We start from the raw sequence: 17816 nt of genomic DNA, 5'->3' as shown, positions 1-17816 counted from the left end.
CAAAACCGCACGACCATCCGCAACAGGCGCACCATACGCCCGCAACAATCCCTTCGCCTGATACTCGTGTATGTTCACGGGCCCTGTCCCCTCATGGTTTCCGCTATGCCGTTCCTTGAACGAAATCCGCCGCAAAACAAGTGGTTTCAAGGGCAGGGAAACTGGCGGAGGCAGAAAAGCGCCGAATGTGATCACGCGCCGAAAATCCGTGATCACAATTAACCGAAATTTCGGCAAGTGCGACAGAATCGCACAGCCCTGCCCTATCCGGCAGTCCGAAATGCAAACGGCCCCGGAAACCGGGGCCGCGCGCGTCATGCATCGGGCAGGCTCAGGCCAGGCTGGTGTCAATGCCCTTGCAGGCCTCAACCAGGCCACGCACGGCCTCGACCGAATGGTCGAACATGGCCTGTTCATCCTTGCCCAGCTTGATGTCGATGATCTTTTCGATCCCGCCAGCCCCGATGATGGTGGGCACGCCCACATACATGCCTTTCAGTCCGAACTGCCCATCGCAATACGCGGCACAGGGCAGCAGACGCTTCTGATCCTTCAGATAGGCCTCGGCCATCTCGATCGCGCTGGTGGCGGGTGCGTAAAATGCCGAACCGGTTTTCAGCAGCCCCACGATCTCGGCGCCGCCATCGCGGGTGCGCTGGATGATCTGCTCCAGCCGGTCCTTGGTGGTCCAGCCCATCTCTACCAGATCGGGCAGCGGGATGCCTGCGACGGTCGAATAGCGCGCCAGCGGCACCATGGTGTCACCATGCCCGCCCAGCACGAAGGCGGTGACGTCGCGCATGGAGACATTGAATTCCAGGCTGAGGAAATGCCGGAAACGCGCTGAATCCAGCACGCCGGCCATGCCCACGACCTTGGCGTGCGGCAGGCCCGAGAACTCGCGCAGCGCCCAGACCATCGCATCAAGCGGGTTGGTGATGCAGATGACGAAGGCGTCGGGGGCGTGATCGCGGATGCCTTCGCCCACGGCCTTCATGACCTTGAGGTTGATGCCCAGCAGGTCATCGCGGCTCATGCCCGGCTTGCGCGGCACACCGGCGGTAACGATGCAGACATCCGCCCCGGCAATATCGGCGTAGTCATTGGTGCCCTTGAGGCTGGCGTCGAACCCTTCGGAGGGGCCGGATTCGGCAATATCGAGCGCCTTGCCCTGGGGCGTGCCTTCGGCGATGTCGAACAGGACGACGTCACCCAGTTCCTTGATCGCGGCGAGATGGGCGAGCGTGCCGCCGATCTGTCCCGCACCGATGAGGGCGATCTTGGGTCTGGCCATGGAAATGTCTCCGGTCGGTTGATTGACGCGCCCTGACTAGTCGTTCAGGGGGCGCCGCGCAAGCCTGCTGCAGCGCAGCACGACCGTCCGGAGCGATGATAGCGCCCACATGGCAGCAGGGGCGGGTCAGACCGGGGCGCCGCGTGCGGCCAGCATGTCATCGGTGGCCGTGAAACCTTGCCCGTTGGCCAGCAGGCAGGTCATTCCATTGGGCAAGGTCACGGTCAGGGTCCAGTCCCCCGAATCGGTGCCGACAAACAGTTCCATCACCGTCTGACCGGCGAGGCCGCGGGCGCGCACGGTCTGGTCCAGCCGGTCCTGCAGGACATCCAGCACACGCTCACGCGCGGCGCATTGCATCTGGCGTGCATCGGCGGGCTGGGGGGCAAGGATGAGGGCGGACAGGGCAAGGGGCAGAAGGGTCCGGAACAGGGGGCGCATGGCGGATGCTCCTTTGTGGCTTGGCTGCGGGACCATCACAGGATCACCCCCAGGGCCAAAGATAGGGTTAACCACCCGGGCGCCGCCTCCGGACGACGCTGCGGCGCGGCAATTCCGCCCTTGCCATTTGTGACCAGCCATGATGGAACAGCGCAACTTTGTTACCTTGCGCCGGAGGCCACCATGGACACCCGCCCCTTTCGTTCGGTCCTGTATATTCCGGGCTCCAAGACCCGTGCGCTGGAAAAAGCCGCCGGGCTGGCTGCGGATGCGATCATCTTTGACCTGGAGGATGCGGTTGCAGTGGAGGAAAAGGCCAATGCGCGGGCCCTTCTGGCGCAAGTGCTGGCCGAAACGGATTACGGCCCGCGTGCGAAGCTGCTGCGGATCAATGCGCTGGACAGCGACTGGGGCCGGGCCGATCTGGAGGCTCTGGCAGCGGTGCGCCCCGAGGCGATTCTGCTGCCCAAGGTGAATTCCGCCGCCGATGTCGCCGCGCTGGCCGATCTGCTGGAGAAGCGCCCCGAAACGGCCGAGACCCGCATCTGGGCCATGATGGAAACCCCGCTGGGCGCCCTGAACGCGCTGGAGATTGCCCGGGCGCCACGGATGGCGGGTTTTGTGCTGGGCACGAATGACCTGGCCAAGGACATGGGCTGCCGGTTCCGCGCCGACCGGATGCCGCTGATGACCGCCCTGCAGATGTGCCTGATGGCCGCGCGGGTGGCGGGGATCGTGGCGGTGGACGGGGTGTATAATGCCTTCAAGGATGACGAAGGGCTGCGGGCCGAGTGCGAACAGGGCCGCGACATGGGGTTTGACGGCAAATCGCTGATCCACCCCGCGCAGCTGGACATTGCCAACGCGGTCTTTGCCCCGACCGAAGCCGAAATCGACCTCTCCCGCCGCCAGATCGCCGCCTTCGAGGCCGCGCAGGCCCGCGGCGAAGGGGTTGCGGTTGTGGATGGCCGGATCGTCGAAAACCTGCATATAGTCACCGCACGGCAGGTCCTGGACCGGGCCGCTGCGATCACGGCGATGCAAGGAGAGGTATGATGGGCAATCTGATACTTGTTCTGGGGGTGGCGCTGTGGTCGGTGCCGCATCTGTTCAAACGCCTGATCCCCGAGCGCCGCGCCGCCATGGGCGAGGCCGGCAAGGGCATTGTGGCAATCAGCGTGCTGGCGGGGATCGTGCTGATGGTGATCGGCTATCGCTTGGCCGAGCCGATCTGGCTGTGGGTCGCGCCGCCGGTCCTGACCCATATCAACAACCTGCTGGTGCTGATCGGGTTCTACCTGTTCGCGGTGTCGGGACTGCAGACCAATCTGGCGCGGCGCATCCGGCATCCGCAGCTTTCGGGATTCAAGGCCTGGGCTGTGGCGCATCTGCTGGTGGTGGGCACGCTGCAGGGGGTGATCCTGTTCGGTGGGCTGCTGGCCTGGGCGGTGGTCTCGGTGATCCTGATCAACCGCGCGAACCGCGCCTGGACGCCCCCACCGCCCGCGCCCGTGTGGAAAGAGGGCGCCGCCGTGGTGGTGGCGCTGGTGCTGACGGCGGTGGTGGGCTGGATCCACGGCTGGATTGGTCCCTGGCCCTTTGGGTGAGTGCGATGCAGGCATACCGATTGCTGACGGGCGAGGATGACGCAGCCTTCTGCCACAAGGTCACGGCGGCGCTGAACGCAGGCTGGGCGTTGCACGGATCGCCCGCGTATGCGTTCGACGCGGGCACCGGGCGGATGCGATGCGCGCAGGCTGTGGTCAAGGATGTGCCGGGCGCGGACTACGACCCGGGGATGAAGCTGGGGGCCTTGTAGGGGGCTGCCGCCCCCGGTCGGCCTGCGGCCGCCCTCCCCCGCGAGTATTTTGGGCAAGAAAATGGACACGGTCATGAGCAAGACGGCGGCGGGGCGGTTCTTCGAGGAGTATCGGCTGGGCGAGGTGATCGACCATGCGGTGCCGCGCACGCTCTCGGGCGGGGAGCGGGCACTGTATCATGCGCTCTATCCGGCGCGGGGGGCGCTCTATTCCTCGGATCAGTTTGCCCGCGCCTGTGGACTGCGCGCCAGCCCGGTGGATGATCTGATCGGCTTTCACACGGTGTTCGGCAAGACGGTGCCGGATATCAGCCTCAACGCGGTGGCCAATCTGGGCTATGCCGAGGGGCGGTTTCTGGCGCCGGTCTGGCTGGGGGATACGCTTCGCGCGCAGTCCGAAGTGATCGGATTGAAACAGAATTCGAACGGCCGGAGCGGCGTGGTCTGGGTGCGCACAAGCGGGATCAACCAGAACGGCACGGTGGTGCTGGAATATGTGCGCTGGGTGATGGTGCGCAAGCGCGATGCCGACGCTCCGGCGCCCGAAACGGTGCTGCCCGAACTGGCCGGGACGGTCCGGCCCGACGACCTGGTGGTGCCCGCGGGGCTGGATTTCAGCGCCTATGATTTCACGCAGGCCGGGGAGCCGCATCGCTGGGGCGATTACGCGGTGGGCGAGCGGATCGACCATGTGGATGGCGTGACCGTGGAAGAGGCCGAGCATATGCTGGCCACGCGGCTGTGGCAGAACACCGCCAAGGTGCATTTTGATGCCAGCCAGCGCGCCGATGGCAAGCGGCTGATCTATGGCGGCCATGTCATCAGTCTGGCGCGCGCGCTCTCGTTCAACGGATTGGCCAATGCGCAGATGATTGCCGCGATCAACGCGGGCACCCATGCCAACCCCTGTTTTGCCGGTGACACGGTGCGGGCGTGGTCCGAGGTTCTGGACCGTGCCGAAACCGGCGCCCCGGGCGTGGGCGCGTTGCGCCTGCGGCTGGTGGCGACAAAGGGGCACCCCTTTGCGCTGCGCGGCGAAGACGGCAAGTACTTGCCCGAGGTCTTGCTGGATCTGGATTACTGGGCGCTGGTGCCGTGCTGAGTCGGCGGACATGACAGCACGTGATCACAGCCTGAAAATTTGTGATCACGAAAGCGGCCGACACCGCAGGAAGAACGGGATTCTGCGGCAATTGCAGGATTTCACGCCCCTGCGCGCGTGACAGGCGCGAAAAATGCGTTATGCAGTGCAGCAAGCCAGACGGCCTGCGCAGCGATCGCAGGCTGACCAGTCGAAGGAGAGGATCCGATCATGGCCGATGTGAACAGGGGCAACCGACCGCTTTCGCCGCATCTGCAGGTGTATCGCCTGCCATTGGGGGCCATCACATCGATCATGAACCGCATCACCGGGGTCGGCATGACCCTGGCGGCGGTGCTGATCGTATGGTGGTTTGCGGCAGGGGCGTTCTCGCAGCCGTATTTCGAATTCGTGGACGGCTTGTTGACCTCGTGGTTCGGCAATCTGGTCCTGTTCGGATCGCTCTGGGCACTATGGTATCACATGCTCAATTCCATCCGGCACCTGATCTGGGACACCGGCCGGATGATGGATGTCGAGACGGTTGAGAAAACCTCGTATCTGGTGATCGGCGGATCGGTGGTGATGACCATCCTGACCGTCATCATCATCGTCATCTGAGGGAGGCGAGCATGGGTTACAAGACAGATTATGCCCGCGTTCACGGCCACGGCGCAGCGGGCGAGGGCGTGGGCCACTGGTGGAGCCAGCGGCTGACCTCGATCGCGCTGGTGCCGCTGACGCTGCTGTTCATCTTTCCCTTCGGGCGCGCCCTGGGCAACGGGTATGACGCATTTGTCGCCACCTATTCGAACCTGTGGCATGCGCTGGTGGCGGTACTGTTCATCATCGCCGCCTTTGCGCATCTTATGCAGGGTTTGCAGGTGGTCATCGAAGACTATGTGACGAACAAGAATGCGCGCACCGCGCTCCTGATTGCGAACACACTGGCCTGCTGGGCGCTTGGCGTCGCCGGCGTCCTGTCGGTTGCCACCGTCCTGTTCAGCGCCTGAGGAACCGAACGAATGTCTGCATACGAAATCGAAGAACATGTTTATGACGTGGTGGTGGTCGGCGCCGGGGGTGCAGGCCTGCGCGCGACCCTGGGCATGGCCGAACAGGGCCTGCGCACGGCCTGCGTGACCAAGGTCTTTCCGACCCGGTCGCACACTGTTGCGGCGCAGGGCGGGATTGCCGCATCGCTGTCGAACATGGGGCCGGACAGCTGGCAGTGGCACATGTATGACACGGTCAAGGGCAGCGACTGGCTGGGCGATTCCGACGCCATGGAGTATCTGGCCCGCGAGGCCCCCAAGGCGGTCTATGAGCTGGAGCATTACGGCGTGCCGTTTTCGCGCACCGAGGATGGCAAGATTTACCAGCGCCCCTTTGGCGGCCATACCACCGAATACGGCGAAGGCCCCCCGGTGCAGCGCACCTGCGCCGCCGCCGACCGGACCGGGCACGCCATGCTGCACACGCTCTATGGCCAGTCCCTGAAGCAAAAGGCCGAATTCTATATCGAATACTTCGCCATTGACCTGATCATGTCCGAGGACGGCGTGTGCCAGGGCGTGCTGGCCTGGAAACTGGATGACGGCACGCTGCATGCGTTCAACGCCAAGATGGTGGTGCTGGCCACCGGGGGCTATGGCCGCGCCTACTTCAGCGCCACCAGCGCACATACCTGCACGGGCGATGGCAACGGGATGATCGCCCGGGCCGGGCTGCCGCTGCAGGACATGGAATTCGTGCAGTTCCATCCCACCGGCATCTATGGCGCGGGCTGCCTGATCACCGAAGGCGCGCGCGGCGAGGGCGGATACCTCACCAACTCCGAAGGCGAGCGGTTCATGGAGCGCTATGCGCCCACTTACCGCGATCTGGCCTCGCGCGATGTGGTCAGCCGCTGCATGACCATGGAAATCCGCGAAGGCCGCGGCGTGGGGCCGAACAAGGACCATATCCACCTGCACCTCAACCACCTGCCGCCTGAGACGCTGAAACTGCGCCTGCCGGGGATTTCGGAAAGCGCGCGCGTCTTTGCGGGGGTTGACCTCAACAAGGAGCCTATCCCGGTTCTGCCCACCGTGCATTACAACATGGGCGGCATTCCCACGAATTACTGGGGCGAGGTTCTCAACGCCGATGCCCAGAACCCGGACCGGGTGGCCCCGGGCCTGATGGCCGTGGGCGAGGCCGCCTGCGCCTCGGTGCATGGGGCAAACCGGCTGGGATCGAATTCGCTGATCGACCTGGTGGTGTTTGGCCGGGCCGCGGCCATCCGTGCGGGCCAAGTCGTGGATGCCGCCGCCGCCAACCCGACCCTGAACCGCGCCAGCATCGACAAGGCGCTGGAGCGCTTTGACACGCTGCGCAACGCAAATGGTGCGGTCCCCACGGCAGAACTGCGGCTGGACATGCAGAAAACCATGCAGGCCGATGCCGCAGTCTTCCGCACCGACAAGACGCTGGCTGAGGGCGTGGAGAAAATGACCGCGGTGGCGGGCAGGATGGGTGATCTGAACGTCACCGACCGTTCGCTGATCTGGAACAGCGACCTGATGGAAACGCTGGAGCTGGACAACCTGATGCCCAACGCCCTGACAACCATCGTCAGTGCCGAGGCGCGCAAGGAAAGCCGCGGCGCCCACGCGCAGGAGGATTACCCCGACCGCGATGATGCCAACTGGCGCAAGCACACGCTGGCCTGGGTAGACGGCACCAAGGTGACGCTAGATTACCGCCCGGTTCATACCGACCCCCTGACCCCGCTGGATCAGGGCGGCATAGACCCCAAGAAGATCGCGCCGAAAGCGCGGGTCTACTGAGGAGGCAAGACAATGGTTCAACTCACCCTGCCCAAGAACAGCCAGATGCGCACCGGCAAGACCTGGCCCAAGCCCGAGGGCGCCAAGAACCTGCGCACCTTTCGCATCTATCGCTGGAACCCCGATGACGGTGAAAACCCCCGGGTGGACACCTATTTCGTGGATCTGGATGATTGCGGGCCGATGGTGCTGGACGCGCTGATCTGGATCAAGTCCAAGGTGGACCCCACGCTGACCTTTCGCCGGTCCTGCCGCGAAGGGATCTGCGGCTCCTGCGCCATGAATATCGATGGCGGCAACCAGCTGGCCTGTATCTTCGGCATGGACGAGGTGAAGGGCGACGTGAAGGTTTACCCCCTGCCCCACATGCCGGTGATCAAGGACCTGATCCCGGACCTCACGCATTTCTACGCGCAACACGCCAGTATCCAACCCTGGCTGGAAACCAAATCCAACACCCCCGCCAAGGAATGGCGCCAGTCCATCGAGGACCGGGAGAAGCTGGACGGGCTCTATGAATGCGTGATGTGCGCCTGCTGCTCAACCTCCTGCCCCAGCTACTGGTGGAACGGGGACCGCTACCTTGGCCCGGCATCGCTTCTGCACGCCTATCGGTGGATCATCGATTCGCGCGATGAAGCCACGGGCGAGCGGCTGGACGATCTGCATGACCCGTTCAAGCTGTATCGCTGCCACACGATCATGAACTGCGCCAAGACCTGCCCCAAGGGGCTGAACCCGGCCAAGGCGATCGCCGAGATCAAGAAGATGATGGTCGAACGCGTGGCTTGATGCCTGGCCCTTACACAAGACGCTGACGCCGCCCCACAGGGCGGCGTTTTTCATTGATGTGGGAGGACGGCAAAAAAGCGCCCCCTCAGCGCCCGCCCACCCTCCCGTTGCGCCTCGGGGGCGCTGCCCGGCGCGCACGCGCACCGGGCGAGGGAACTGACGACAGATCCATTCGACAAAAAAGCCCCCGGCGCTTATGGGCGCCGGGGGCTGTTCGGTTCTGCACGGTCTGAGCCGTCAGCCGCGCTCTTCGATGATCTCGACCAGATGCGGGATCTTGGCGACCATGCCGCGGATGGCGGGCGTGTCCTCAAGCTCGCGCGTGCGGTGCATCTTGTTCAGGCCCAGGCCGATCAGGGTCTGGCGCTGAATTTCCGGGCGGCGGATGGGCGAACCCACCTGTTTCACAACAATCGTTTTTGCCATGTTGCTTCCCCTCAGGCCTCAGCGGTTTCAGCTGCGGTTTCGGTTTCCGGCTTGCGCAGGATGTCGGCGACCTTCTTGCCGCGACGCTGCGCCACCTGCCGGGGGCTGCTGGAGCGCCTCAGACCGTCAAAAGCGGCCCGAACCATGTTATACGGGTTCTGGCTGCCCTGGCTTTTCGCCACGACGTCCTGCAGGCCCAGCATCTCGAACACGGCGCGCATGGGGCCACCGGCGATGATCCCGGTCCCGGGAACGGCCGTGCGCATGATCACCTTGCCCGCGCCGTGGCGGCCTTCGATGTCATGATGCAGGGTGCGGCCCTCGCGCAGGGGCACGCGGATCATCTGGCGCTTGGCCTGTTCCGTGGCCTTGCGGATGGCCTCGGGGACCTCCTTGGCCTTGCCCTTGCCGAAGCCCACGCGGCCCCGCTGATCGCCGACAACCACCAGAGCGGCAAAGCCAAAGCGCTTGCCCCCCTTGACGGTCTTCGACACACGGTTGATCGCAACCAGACGATCGGCGAATTCCGGGGTTTCGTCGCGGTCGCGGCGGTCCCGGCGGTTGTCTTCTCTTGCCATTATCGTCTCCTCAGAACTTCAGGCCGCCTTCACGGGCGGCGTCGGCAAGCGCCTTGACCTTCCCGTGAAACAGGAACCCGCCGCGGTCGAAATAGCACTCCTCGATCCCGGCGGCCTTGGCACGCTCGGCGATCGCGGCGCCGACCTTGGCGGCTGCGTCCTTGTTGTTGGTGCCGACGAGGCCCAGATCCTTTTCCACGGTCGAGGCCGCGGCAAGGGTCACACCCTTCACATCGTCGATCAGCTGAACGCTGATATTCTTGTTCGAGCGGTGAACCGACAGGCGCGGACGCCCGTTGGCCATTTTCCGCAATTTGTTCCGCACGCGCAGGCGGCGCTTCTGGAACAGCTTCTGCTTTGTGTTCGCCATCTGTCGCGCCCTTACTTCTTCTTGCCTTCCTTGCGGAAGATATACTCATCCTTGTAGCGGATCCCCTTGCCCTTGTAGGGCTCGGGAGAACGCCACTTGCGAATGTTCGCGGCAACTTCACCAACCTGCTGCTGGTCCATGCCCTCGATCACCACCTCGGTCTGCTTCGGGGTCGAAATCGAAACACCGGCCGGGGTGGCAAAGACCACGTCATGGCTGTAGCCCAGCGACAGTTTCAGGTCATTGCCCTGCATCTGCGCACGGTACCCAACGCCGACCAGCTCCAGCTCTTTCTTGAAGCCGGTGGTCACGCCCTGGGCCAGGTTGGCCAGCATCGAACGGGTCATGCCCCATTGCTGGCGCGCACGCTTGGAATTGCCGCGCGGCTTGACGGTAACGATATTGCCATCGAGCAGGATATCGACCTCGTCGGTGGCGGTGAAGCTGCGGGTGCCTTTCGGCCCCTTCACCTCGATGGTCTGGCCCGAGACCGAGGCGCTTACGCCCGACGGCAGCTCGACCGGTTTCTTTCCAATCCGGGACATCGCAGCCTCCTCAGAATACGCGGCAGAGCACTTCGCCACCAACATTGGCGGCGCGCGCTGCTGCGTCAGACATCACGCCCTTGGGCGTCGATACGATGGACACGCCCAGGCCATTGCGGACGGCGGGGATTTCCCGCACACCGGAATAGACCCGACGGCCCGGCTTGGACACCCGCGCCAGTTCGCGGATTACCGGCTGACCATCTGCATATTTCAGCGAGATCACCAGTTCCGGGTGACCCTGGTCATCGGTCGCCTGTTCATAGCCGCGGATATAGCCCTCGCTCTTGAGCACATCGAGCACCCAAGCCCGCAGCTTGGAAGCGGGGGACCGCACGGTGGACTTGCCGCGCATCTGCGCGTTGCGGATGCGGGTCAGCATATCGCCGAGAGGATCGTTCATCATAATGCGATCTCCTTACCAGCTCGACTTGACCATGCCGGGGATCTGCCCTTTCGAGGCAAGGTCCCGCAGCGCGATCCGCGACAGTTTCAGTTTGCGGTAATAGGCTTTGGGACGCCCGGACAGCTGGCAGCGGTTGTGCAACCGCGTGGCCGAGCTGTTGCGCGGCAGTTCCGCAAGCTTCAGGTTCGCCTTGAACCGCTCTTCCATGGGGCGCGAGGCATCGGCGGCGATCGCCTTCAGTTCAGCGCGCTTGGCAGCATATTTCGCGACCATCCGCTGACGCTTCTTCTCGCGTTCGACCATTGCTTTCTTGGCCATGTTCTCTCTCCTTCCGCGTCAGCTTGAAAAGGGCATGTTGAAGGCTTTCAACAGCGCCTTGGCTTCCGCGTCGGTTTGCGCGGTGGTGCAGATGATCACATCCATGCCCCAGACTTCGTCAATCTGGTCATAGACAATCTCGGGGAACACGATGTGCTCCTTGATGCCCATGGCGTAGTTGCCACGGCCATCGAAGGACGTGCCCTTGACCCCGCGGAAGTCGCGCACGCGCGGCAGGGCGATGGTGATCAGGCGGTCAAGGAATTCATACATGCGCTCTCCGCGCAGCGTGACCTTGACGCCCAGCGGCATCTCCTCGCGCACGCGGAACCCGGCGATGGAGTTCTTGGCCTTGGTGATGACCGCCTTCTGGCCGGCAATCGCGGTCAGGTCAGCCTGGGCCGACTTGATCTTCTTGCTGTCCTTGACGGCTTCACCGATCCCCATGTTCAGCACGATCTTGTCGAGCTTGGGGATCATCATGTCATTCTTGTAGCCGAACTCTTCCTTCAGCGTCGCGCGGACCTGGTCCTTGTAGAGCGCCTTCAGGCGCGGGGTATAGGTTGCAGCGTCAAGCATCAGATCGCCTCCCCGGTGGTCTTGGCGTAGCGCACCTTGGTGCCGTCTTCGACGCGGAAGCCTACGCGGGTTGCCTTACCGTTGCCGTCAACCAGCGCCAGGTTCGACAGGTCGATAGGCATGGCCTGCGGGATGCGGCCGCCCTGGCTGGTCTGGCTTTGCTTGGTGTGGCGCACAGATATGTTGATACCGTCCACGACCGCCTTGTTGTCCTTGGGCATGACGCGGCTGATCTCGCCGGTCTTGCCCTTGTCCTTGCCGGTCAGGACGACAACCTTGTCGCCTTTTTTCAGTTTCGCAGCCATCAGAGCACCTCCGGAGCCAGCGAGATGATCTTCATGAAGTTCTTCGCGCGCAACTCACGCACCACCGGCCCGAAGATACGGGTGCCGACAGGTTCGTTGTTGTTGTTGAGGATGACGGCGGCGTTGCGATCAAAGCGGATGGCGGTGCCATCCTCGCGGCGCACTTCCTTGGCGGTGCGCACGACGACGGCCTTGCGCACGTCGCCCTTCTTCACGCGGCCGCGCGGGATGGCTTCCTTGACCGACACCACGATGATGTCGCCCACCGACGCGTAGCGTCGCTTGGACCCACCCAGGACCTTGATGCACTGCACCCGGCGTGCGCCGGAGTTGTCAGCGACATCCAGATTGGTCTGCATCTGGATCATTGGTTTCTCCCGACCTTTGGGAACCGCGGCTTTCTCCGGGTCCCAGGGTTTCGCTCAAACCGGAAGGAGGCGATCAAGCCGAAGCTTCGGTCACCACCTCCCAGCGCTTGGATTTCGAGACCGGCGCGCATTCGCGGATGCGAACCACATCACCGATCTTAAACTGGTTCTCCGGGTCATGTGCCCGGTATTTCTTCGTGCTGCGCACGGTCTTCTTCATCACCGGATGCGTAAAGCGGCGCTCGACCAGGACAGTCACGGTCTGCTCGTTCTTGTCGCTGGTCACGGTGCCTTGCAGGATGCGTTTGGGCATGGGAAGGCTCCTCAGTTCGCTGCCGCAGCGCGGGCTTTTTCGGTCAGCACGGTGCTCACCCGTGCCACATCACGGCGCACGGCACGCATGCGCGCGGTGTTTTCCAGTTGGTTGGTCGCCTTCTGGAAACGCAGGTTGAACGCCTCTTTCTTCAGCGCCACAAGCTGATCGCGCAGCTCGTCCGGCGTCTTGTCGCGCAGATCTTCTGCTTTCATGGTCTTTCCTTCAGTCAACAATCACCGGAGAGCCCCTTGCACAGGGTCACCCTGATTCCCGGCGGAGGTGGATGAGCGGGTCGTATAGGCCCAAACACCCAAAGGTGCAAGGCCCCCAGAAACGTAACGGGCGGGCTTTGCGCCCGCCCGTTGCGAAATGTTACCAGTCCTCGCGGACCACCACGCGGGTCTTGATCGGAAGCTTCATGGCCGCCAGGCGCAGGGCTTCGCGGGCGACAGCATCGTTGACACCGTCGATCTCGAACATCACGCGGCCGGGCTTGACCTTGGCCGCCCAGAAATCGACGGAGCCCTTGCCCTTACCCATCCGGACTTCGGTCGGCTTCGAGGTGACCGGAGTGTCGGGGAAGATACGGATCCATACCCGGCCCTGACGCTTCATGTGACGCGTCATGGCCCGGCGGGCGGCTTCGATCTGGCGCGCAGTGATACGCTCAGGCTCGGTCGCCTTCAGGCCGTAGCTGCCAAAGTTCAGGTCAAACCCGCCCTTGGCCTCGCCCTTGATCCGGCCCTTGTGCATTTTACGGAACTTGGTCCGTTTCGGTTGCAGCATTGTCCTACTCCTTCACGCGGATCAGCGACGCGGGCGCGAGGCGCCGCCGCTGTCCTGAAGTTCCTGATGCCGACGGTCGCGGGCCTGCGGATCATGTTCCATGATCTCACCCTTGAAGATCCAGACCTTGATGCCGATGATCCCGTATGCCGTCTTGGCCTCGGCATGGGCGTAATCGATATCCGCGCGCAGGGTGTGCAGCGGCACCCGGCCCTCGCGGTACCATTCGGTCCGCGCGATCTCGGCCCCGCCCAGACGCCCGGCAACATTGACCCGGATACCCAGGGCGCCCATGCGCATGGCGTTCTGCACCGACCGCTTCATGGCGCGGCGGAAGCTCACCCGGCGCTCCAGCTGCTGAGCGATGGATTCCGCCACCAGCTGTGCATCCAGTTCCGGCTTGCGCACTTCCACGATGTTCAGGTGCAGATCGCTGTCGGTGAAATTCGCCAGCTTCTTGCGCAGACCTTCGATATCCGCGCCTTTCTTGCCGATGATCACGCCGGGACGTGCCGTGTGAATGGTCACGCGGCATTTCTTGTGCGGGCGTTCGATGATGACACGGCTGACGCCGGCCTGCTTGCACTCTTCGTGGATGAACTCGCGGATCTTCAGATCCTCAAGCAGCAGGTTGCCATAATCCTTGTCATCGGCGAACCAGCGGCTGTCCCAGGTGCGGTTCACCTGCAGGCGCATGCCGATCGGATTGACCTTGTGACCCATTATGCTTGCTCCTCGACCTGGCGAACCTTGATGGTCAGTTCCGAAAACGGCTTCATGATCTTGCCGAAACGACCCCGCGCCCGAGGACGCCCGCGCTTCATCACGATGTTCTTGCCGACCCAGGCTTCGACGACGACCAGTTCGTCAACGTCCAGCCCATGGTTGTTTTCGGCATTGGCGATCGCCGATTGCAGGCACTTGCGCACATCCCCCGCGATCCGCTTCTTCGAGAAGGTCAGATCGGTCAGCGCCTTGCTGACGGGCTTTCCGCGGATCATCGCAGCGACGAGGTTGAGCTTTTGCGGCGAAGTGCGCAGCATGCGCGACTTGGCCATCGCCTCATTCTCGGCCACGCGGCGCGGATTGTTGTCCTTACCCATGACGCTTATTTCCTCTTCGCTTTCTTGTCGGCGGCGTGGCCGTAATAGGTCCGCGTCGGCGAATACTCACCGAACTTCTGGCCGATCATGTCTTCGCTGACATTCACCGGGATGTGCTTCTTGCCGTTGTAGACCCCGAATGTCAGGCCCACGAATTGCGGCAGGATGGTCGACCGGCGGGACCAGATCTTGATGACTTCATTGCGCCCGGAGTCGCGTGCTTTCTCGGCCTTCTTCAGGACGTAAGCATCGACGAAAGGGCCCTTCCAAACTGAACGTGACATGGATTAGCGACCCTTCTTCTTCGCGTGGCGCGAACGGATGATGAACTTGTCGGTGGACTTGTTCGACCGCGTGCGGCGGCCCTTGGTGTCCTTGCCCCAGGGCGTCACCGGCGTCCGGCCGCCCGAGGTCCGCCCCTCACCACCGCCATGGGGGTGATCGATCGGGTTCATGGCGACGCCACGCACCGACGGGCGCTTGCCCATGTGGCGCTTGCGCCCGGCCTTGCCCAGGTTCTGGTTGCTGTTGTCAGGGTTCGACACCGCGCCAACCGTGGCCATGCAGTCCTGGCGCACCATCCGCAGCTCGCCCGAGGACAGGCGGATCTGCGCATAGCCCCCGTCGCGGCCCACGAACTGTGCGTAGGTCCCGGCCGAGCGTGCGATCTGACCGCCCTTGCCAGGCTTCAGTTCCACATTGTGCACGATGGTGCCGATGGGCATGCCCGAAAACGGCATTGCGTTGCCCGGCTTCACATCGACCTTGGCGCCGGCCACAACCTTGTCGCCCACAGCCAGACGCTGGGGGGCCAGAATATAGGCCTGCTCACCATCGCCGTAGCGGATCAGCGCGATGAATGCCGTGCGGTTCGGGTCATATTCGATCCGTTCCACGGTGGCGGGGACGTCAAGCTTGTTGCGCTTGAAATCCACGATACGATAAAGACGCTTCGCCCCACCGCCAATGCGGCGCGCGGTGATCCGTCCGGTGTTGTTCCGACCGCCCGATTTGGTCAGACCCTCGGTGAGGGCTTTGACCGGGCGACCTTTCCAAAGCTCCGAACGGTCGATCAGAACCAGCCCACGCTGGCCCGGCGTCGTTGGTTTGTACGACTTGAGTGCCATGCTTTCTGTCTTCCGTCAGCTTCGAACCTGTAAAGGCTCCGTTTCGTCCATTGGCAGAGCAATCCACCAAATAACCAGCGGCCCCGTTACCGGGGCCGCTGAGTCGCGTTTCCTTATCAAAGCCCGGTGGTCACGTCGATAGCGTTTCCATCCTCAAGCGTGACATAGGCTTTCTTGACGTCCTTGCGGCGCCCGGCGATGCCGCGGAACCGCTTGGTCTTGCCCTTGGTCACCAGCGTGTTCACCGCCTTGACCTTGACCCCGAAGAGCGACTCAATCGCCTCCTTGATCTTCGGCTTGGTGGCGTCCATCGACACTTCGAAGACCACGGCATTGGCCTCCGAGGCCATGGTGGCCTTTTCAGTGATGACCGGCTTGCGGATCACATCGTAATGTTCTGCCTTGGTGCTCATGCCAGCCGCGCCTCCAGCGCTTCCAGACCGGCGCGCGTGATCACAAGCGTGTCACGGCGCAGGATGTCATACACATTCGCACCGATCGAGGGCAGCACATCGATCCCGTCGATGTTGCGCGCCGCCAGGGCGAAATTCTCGTTCACCTCGGCACCGTCGATGATCAGAACCTTGCGCCAGCCCAGCGATTTCACCGCCTTGGCCAGTTGCGCGGTCTTTGGCTCCGACATCTCGGCGCTGTCCAGAACCACCAGCTTACCGCTGCCGGCCTTGGCCGAAAGCGCATGCTTCAGACCCAGCGCCCGCACCTTTTTCGGCAGGTCGAACGCGTGGCTGCGCGGGGTCGGGCCCTTGTAGACACCGCCCTTGCGGAAGATCGGCGCGTTACGGTCGCCGTGGCGTGCGCCGCCGGTGCCCTTCTGGCGGTAGATCTTCTTGGTGGAATAGCTGGTTTCCGAGCGGGTCTTGACCTTGTGGGTGCCAGCCTGGGCTTTCGCCCGCTGCCAGCGCACCACGCGGTGCAGGATATCGGCGCGCGGCTCAAGGCCAAAGATGGCCTCGTTGAGCTCAACCTCGCCCGCGGGCGCCGCATCCAGGTTGATGACGTCGAGTTTCATGTCACTCGCCTTCCTTCTTATCGCCCTCGATATCGGCCTCGGCCTCCTTCAGGGCAGCTTCCTGCTCTGCGGCTTCGGCTTCAAGCGCGGCCTGACGTGCAGCCTCTTCCTCGGCGGCGGCCGCGGCGGCAGCTTCTTCAGCAGCCTTGCGGGCGGCCTCGGCAGCCGATTTCAGCGCGGCGGGCAGGATCACATTGTCCGGAACGGGCTTCTTGACCGCGTCCTTGATGGTGACCCAACCGCCCCTGGAGCCCGGCACGGCGCCCTTGACCATGATCAGGCCACGGTCGCTGTCGGTGCGGACGACCTGCAGGTTCTGCGTGGTGACACGGGCGGCGCCCATGTGACCGGCCATCTTCTTGCCCTTGAACACCTTGCCCGGGTCCTGGCACTGGCCGGTGGATCCGTGCGAGCGGTGGCTGATCGACACACCATGGCTGGCCCGCAGACCGCCGAAGTTGTGCCGCTTCATCGCACCGGCAAAGCCCTTGCCGATCGAGGTTCCGGCGACATCCACGAACTGACCTTCGAAGTAATGGTCAGCGGTGATTTCCTCGCCCACATCGATCATGTTGTCGGGGCTGACGCGGAATTCGGCCAGTTTGCGCTTCGGCGCCACACTTGCCTTTGCGAAATGCCCCCGCTGCGCGGCGGTGGTGCGCTTGGCCTTCGCCGTGCCGGCGCCCAGCTGGACAGCGGTATAGCCATCCTTGTCAGCGGTGCGGCAGGCAACGACCTGCAACCCGTCAAGCTGAAGGACAGTGACCGGAACCTGCCGGCCATCCTCCATGAACAGCCGGGTCATGCCCAGCTTTTTTGCGATAACTCCAGAGCGCATCTGTTCGGCTCCTCAAACCTTGATCTCGACATCCACCCCGGCGGCGAGGTCGAGTTTCATCAGCGCATCCACCGTCTGCGGCGTCGGATCGACAATGTCGAGCAGGCGCTTGTGCGTCCGGATTTCCCACTGGTCGCGCGACTTCTTGTCGATATGCGGCCCGCGCAGGACGGTGAACTTTTCGATCTTGTTCGGCAGCGGGATGGGCCCGCGCACCTGTGCACCGGTCCGCTTGGCCGTGTTGACGATCTCCTGCGTGCTGGCATCCAGAACGCGGTAATCGAAGGCCTTGAGCCGAATGCGGATATTCTGACCTTGCATCATTCTCTTCCTTGTCTGGCGCAGGGTGGGCAGATCACCCACCCTGGCAGGACTATCGGCGTTTCGATCACTCGATGATTTTCGACACGACGCCAGCGCCGACGGTGCGGCCGCCTTCACGGATGGCGAAGCGGAGCTTTTC

At 63.4% G+C, this 17816-nt stretch carries 32 protein-coding genes; 8 read left to right on the top strand and 24 right to left on the bottom strand.

What is annotated here, in order from left to right; translation table 11 throughout:
- The 3 genes from HUK65_RS18855 to HUK65_RS16255 all read right to left on the bottom strand — a co-directional run.
- The coding region (locus HUK65_RS18855; RefSeq protein WP_235442214.1) for a hypothetical protein at window positions 1–318 on the bottom strand (318 nt) is incomplete at its 3' end.
- 13 nt (window positions 319–331) lie between these two features.
- The gene (mdh, locus tag HUK65_RS16260; protein ID WP_179907327.1) at window positions 332–1294 is read right to left on the bottom strand and encodes a malate dehydrogenase; all 963 of its coding nucleotides are present in this window, start codon (window positions 1292–1294) and stop codon (window positions 332–334) included.
- 126 nt (window positions 1295–1420) lie between these two features.
- Window positions 1421–1735, bottom strand: coding sequence for a hypothetical protein (locus tag HUK65_RS16255; protein ID WP_179907326.1), 315 nt, complete (start codon window positions 1733–1735; stop codon window positions 1421–1423).
- A gap of 183 nt (window positions 1736–1918) precedes the next feature.
- Between HUK65_RS16255 and HUK65_RS16250 the strand changes: the two genes are divergently transcribed.
- The 8 genes from HUK65_RS16250 (at window position 1919) to HUK65_RS16215 (ending at window position 8258) form a co-directional block, all read left to right on the top strand.
- Window positions 1919–2791 carry an HpcH/HpaI aldolase/citrate lyase family protein gene (locus HUK65_RS16250; RefSeq protein WP_179907325.1) on the top strand — a complete coding sequence of 291 codons (873 nt, stop codon included), beginning with the start codon at window positions 1919–1921 and terminating at the stop codon, window positions 2789–2791.
- Window positions 2791–3342, top strand: a complete 552-nt coding sequence (locus HUK65_RS16245; protein ID WP_179907324.1) for an NnrU family protein — start codon at window positions 2791–2793, stop codon at window positions 3340–3342. The genes HUK65_RS16250 and HUK65_RS16245 overlap by 1 nt, the downstream gene beginning before the upstream one ends.
- 5 nt (window positions 3343–3347) lie before the next feature.
- Window positions 3348–3554, top strand: coding sequence for a DUF1737 domain-containing protein (locus HUK65_RS16240; RefSeq protein ID WP_179907323.1), 207 nt, complete (start codon window positions 3348–3350; stop codon window positions 3552–3554).
- A 73-nt stretch (window positions 3555–3627) separates the two neighbouring features.
- On the top strand, window positions 3628–4656 hold the full coding sequence (locus HUK65_RS16235) for a MaoC family dehydratase (protein WP_179907322.1): 1029 nt from the start codon (window positions 3628–3630) through the stop codon (window positions 4654–4656).
- A 210-nt stretch (window positions 4657–4866) separates the two neighbouring features.
- A complete protein-coding gene (sdhC, locus tag HUK65_RS16230; protein WP_179907321.1) occupies window positions 4867–5256 on the top strand; it encodes a succinate dehydrogenase, cytochrome b556 subunit in 390 nt (129 codons plus the stop codon).
- A gap of 11 nt (window positions 5257–5267) precedes the next feature.
- Window positions 5268–5648 carry a succinate dehydrogenase, hydrophobic membrane anchor protein gene (sdhD, locus tag HUK65_RS16225; RefSeq protein WP_179907320.1) on the top strand — a complete coding sequence of 127 codons (381 nt, stop codon included), beginning with the start codon at window positions 5268–5270 and terminating at the stop codon, window positions 5646–5648.
- A gap of 12 nt (window positions 5649–5660) precedes the next feature.
- Window positions 5661–7466: a succinate dehydrogenase flavoprotein subunit gene (gene sdhA, locus HUK65_RS16220; RefSeq protein ID WP_179907319.1), complete on the top strand. Its 1806-nt coding sequence runs from the start codon at window positions 5661–5663 to the stop codon at window positions 7464–7466.
- A 12-nt stretch (window positions 7467–7478) separates the two neighbouring features.
- On the top strand, window positions 7479–8258 hold the full coding sequence (locus HUK65_RS16215; protein ID WP_179907318.1) for a succinate dehydrogenase iron-sulfur subunit: 780 nt from the start codon (window positions 7479–7481) through the stop codon (window positions 8256–8258).
- Between the two features lie 237 nt (window positions 8259–8495).
- On the opposite strand, the gene rpmD is transcribed toward HUK65_RS16215, so the two are convergent.
- From rpmD to HUK65_RS16110, 21 genes are all read right to left on the bottom strand, one after another.
- Window positions 8496–8684, bottom strand: coding sequence for a 50S ribosomal protein L30 (gene rpmD, locus HUK65_RS16210; RefSeq protein ID WP_179907317.1), 189 nt, complete (start codon window positions 8682–8684; stop codon window positions 8496–8498).
- 11 nt (window positions 8685–8695) lie between these two features.
- Entirely contained in the window at window positions 8696–9262 is a 567-nt protein-coding gene (rpsE, locus tag HUK65_RS16205; RefSeq protein WP_179907316.1) for a 30S ribosomal protein S5, read from the bottom strand.
- A gap of 10 nt (window positions 9263–9272) precedes the next feature.
- Window positions 9273–9632: a 50S ribosomal protein L18 gene (gene rplR / locus HUK65_RS16200; protein WP_179907315.1), complete on the bottom strand. Its 360-nt coding sequence runs from the start codon at window positions 9630–9632 to the stop codon at window positions 9273–9275.
- 11 nt (window positions 9633–9643) lie between these two features.
- Window positions 9644–10177 (bottom strand): 50S ribosomal protein L6, encoded by a 534-nt coding sequence (gene rplF, locus HUK65_RS16195; protein ID WP_179907314.1) that lies wholly within the window; start codon window positions 10175–10177, stop codon window positions 9644–9646.
- A gap of 10 nt (window positions 10178–10187) precedes the next feature.
- Window positions 10188–10586, bottom strand: coding sequence for a 30S ribosomal protein S8 (gene rpsH, locus HUK65_RS16190; RefSeq protein ID WP_179907329.1), 399 nt, complete (start codon window positions 10584–10586; stop codon window positions 10188–10190).
- Window positions 10587–10595: 9 nt separating this feature from the next.
- A complete protein-coding gene (rpsN, locus tag HUK65_RS16185) occupies window positions 10596–10901 on the bottom strand; it encodes a 30S ribosomal protein S14 (RefSeq protein ID WP_179907313.1) in 306 nt (101 codons plus the stop codon).
- 18 nt (window positions 10902–10919) lie between these two features.
- On the bottom strand, window positions 10920–11480 hold the full coding sequence (gene rplE, locus HUK65_RS16180) for a 50S ribosomal protein L5 (protein WP_179907312.1): 561 nt from the start codon (window positions 11478–11480) through the stop codon (window positions 10920–10922).
- Window positions 11480–11785, bottom strand: a complete 306-nt coding sequence (gene rplX / locus HUK65_RS16175; RefSeq protein ID WP_179907311.1) for a 50S ribosomal protein L24 — start codon at window positions 11783–11785, stop codon at window positions 11480–11482. The genes rplE and rplX overlap by 1 nt, the downstream gene beginning before the upstream one ends.
- Window positions 11785–12153 (bottom strand): 50S ribosomal protein L14, encoded by a 369-nt coding sequence (gene rplN / locus HUK65_RS16170; protein WP_179907310.1) that lies wholly within the window; start codon window positions 12151–12153, stop codon window positions 11785–11787. Before rplN ends, rplX begins: the two co-directional genes overlap by 1 nt.
- Before the next feature lie 73 nt (window positions 12154–12226).
- Window positions 12227–12466 (bottom strand): 30S ribosomal protein S17, encoded by a 240-nt coding sequence (gene rpsQ / locus HUK65_RS16165; protein ID WP_179907309.1) that lies wholly within the window; start codon window positions 12464–12466, stop codon window positions 12227–12229.
- Between the two features lie 11 nt (window positions 12467–12477).
- Window positions 12478–12681, bottom strand: a complete 204-nt coding sequence (gene rpmC, locus HUK65_RS16160) for a 50S ribosomal protein L29 (protein WP_179907308.1) — start codon at window positions 12679–12681, stop codon at window positions 12478–12480.
- Between the two features lie 160 nt (window positions 12682–12841).
- Window positions 12842–13255, bottom strand: coding sequence for a 50S ribosomal protein L16 (rplP, locus tag HUK65_RS16155; protein WP_179907307.1), 414 nt, complete (start codon window positions 13253–13255; stop codon window positions 12842–12844).
- Window positions 13256–13276: 21 nt separating this feature from the next.
- Window positions 13277–13978: a 30S ribosomal protein S3 gene (rpsC, locus tag HUK65_RS16150; RefSeq protein WP_179907306.1), complete on the bottom strand. Its 702-nt coding sequence runs from the start codon at window positions 13976–13978 to the stop codon at window positions 13277–13279.
- Window positions 13978–14358: a 50S ribosomal protein L22 gene (rplV, locus tag HUK65_RS16145; RefSeq protein WP_179907305.1), complete on the bottom strand. Its 381-nt coding sequence runs from the start codon at window positions 14356–14358 to the stop codon at window positions 13978–13980. The genes rpsC and rplV overlap by 1 nt, the downstream gene beginning before the upstream one ends.
- Window positions 14359–14363: 5 nt before the next feature.
- On the bottom strand, window positions 14364–14642 hold the full coding sequence (rpsS, locus tag HUK65_RS16140) for a 30S ribosomal protein S19 (RefSeq protein WP_092885019.1): 279 nt from the start codon (window positions 14640–14642) through the stop codon (window positions 14364–14366).
- A gap of 3 nt (window positions 14643–14645) precedes the next feature.
- Window positions 14646–15485, bottom strand: a complete 840-nt coding sequence (rplB, locus tag HUK65_RS16135; protein WP_179907304.1) for a 50S ribosomal protein L2 — start codon at window positions 15483–15485, stop codon at window positions 14646–14648.
- A gap of 116 nt (window positions 15486–15601) precedes the next feature.
- Window positions 15602–15898, bottom strand: coding sequence for a 50S ribosomal protein L23 (locus HUK65_RS16130; protein WP_179907303.1), 297 nt, complete (start codon window positions 15896–15898; stop codon window positions 15602–15604).
- Complete coding sequence (gene rplD, locus HUK65_RS16125) at window positions 15895–16515, bottom strand: 50S ribosomal protein L4 (protein ID WP_179907302.1); 621 nt, start codon at window positions 16513–16515, stop codon at window positions 15895–15897. The genes HUK65_RS16130 and rplD overlap by 4 nt, the downstream gene beginning before the upstream one ends.
- A 1-nt stretch (window position 16516) precedes the next feature.
- On the bottom strand, window positions 16517–17353 hold the full coding sequence (rplC, locus tag HUK65_RS16120; protein ID WP_179907301.1) for a 50S ribosomal protein L3: 837 nt from the start codon (window positions 17351–17353) through the stop codon (window positions 16517–16519).
- A gap of 12 nt (window positions 17354–17365) precedes the next feature.
- Window positions 17366–17674, bottom strand: coding sequence for a 30S ribosomal protein S10 (gene rpsJ, locus HUK65_RS16115; RefSeq protein WP_071469578.1), 309 nt, complete (start codon window positions 17672–17674; stop codon window positions 17366–17368).
- Between the two features lie 67 nt (window positions 17675–17741).
- The coding region (locus HUK65_RS16110) for an EF-Tu C-terminal domain-related protein (RefSeq protein WP_179907328.1) at window positions 17742–17816 on the bottom strand (75 nt) is incomplete at its 5' end.

It is taken from the genome of Rhabdonatronobacter sediminivivens, assembly GCF_013415485.1.
Taxonomy (GTDB): domain Bacteria; phylum Pseudomonadota; class Alphaproteobacteria; order Rhodobacterales; family Rhodobacteraceae; genus Rhabdonatronobacter; species Rhabdonatronobacter sediminivivens.
This window is presented reverse-complemented; position numbering and strand designations above follow the sequence as displayed.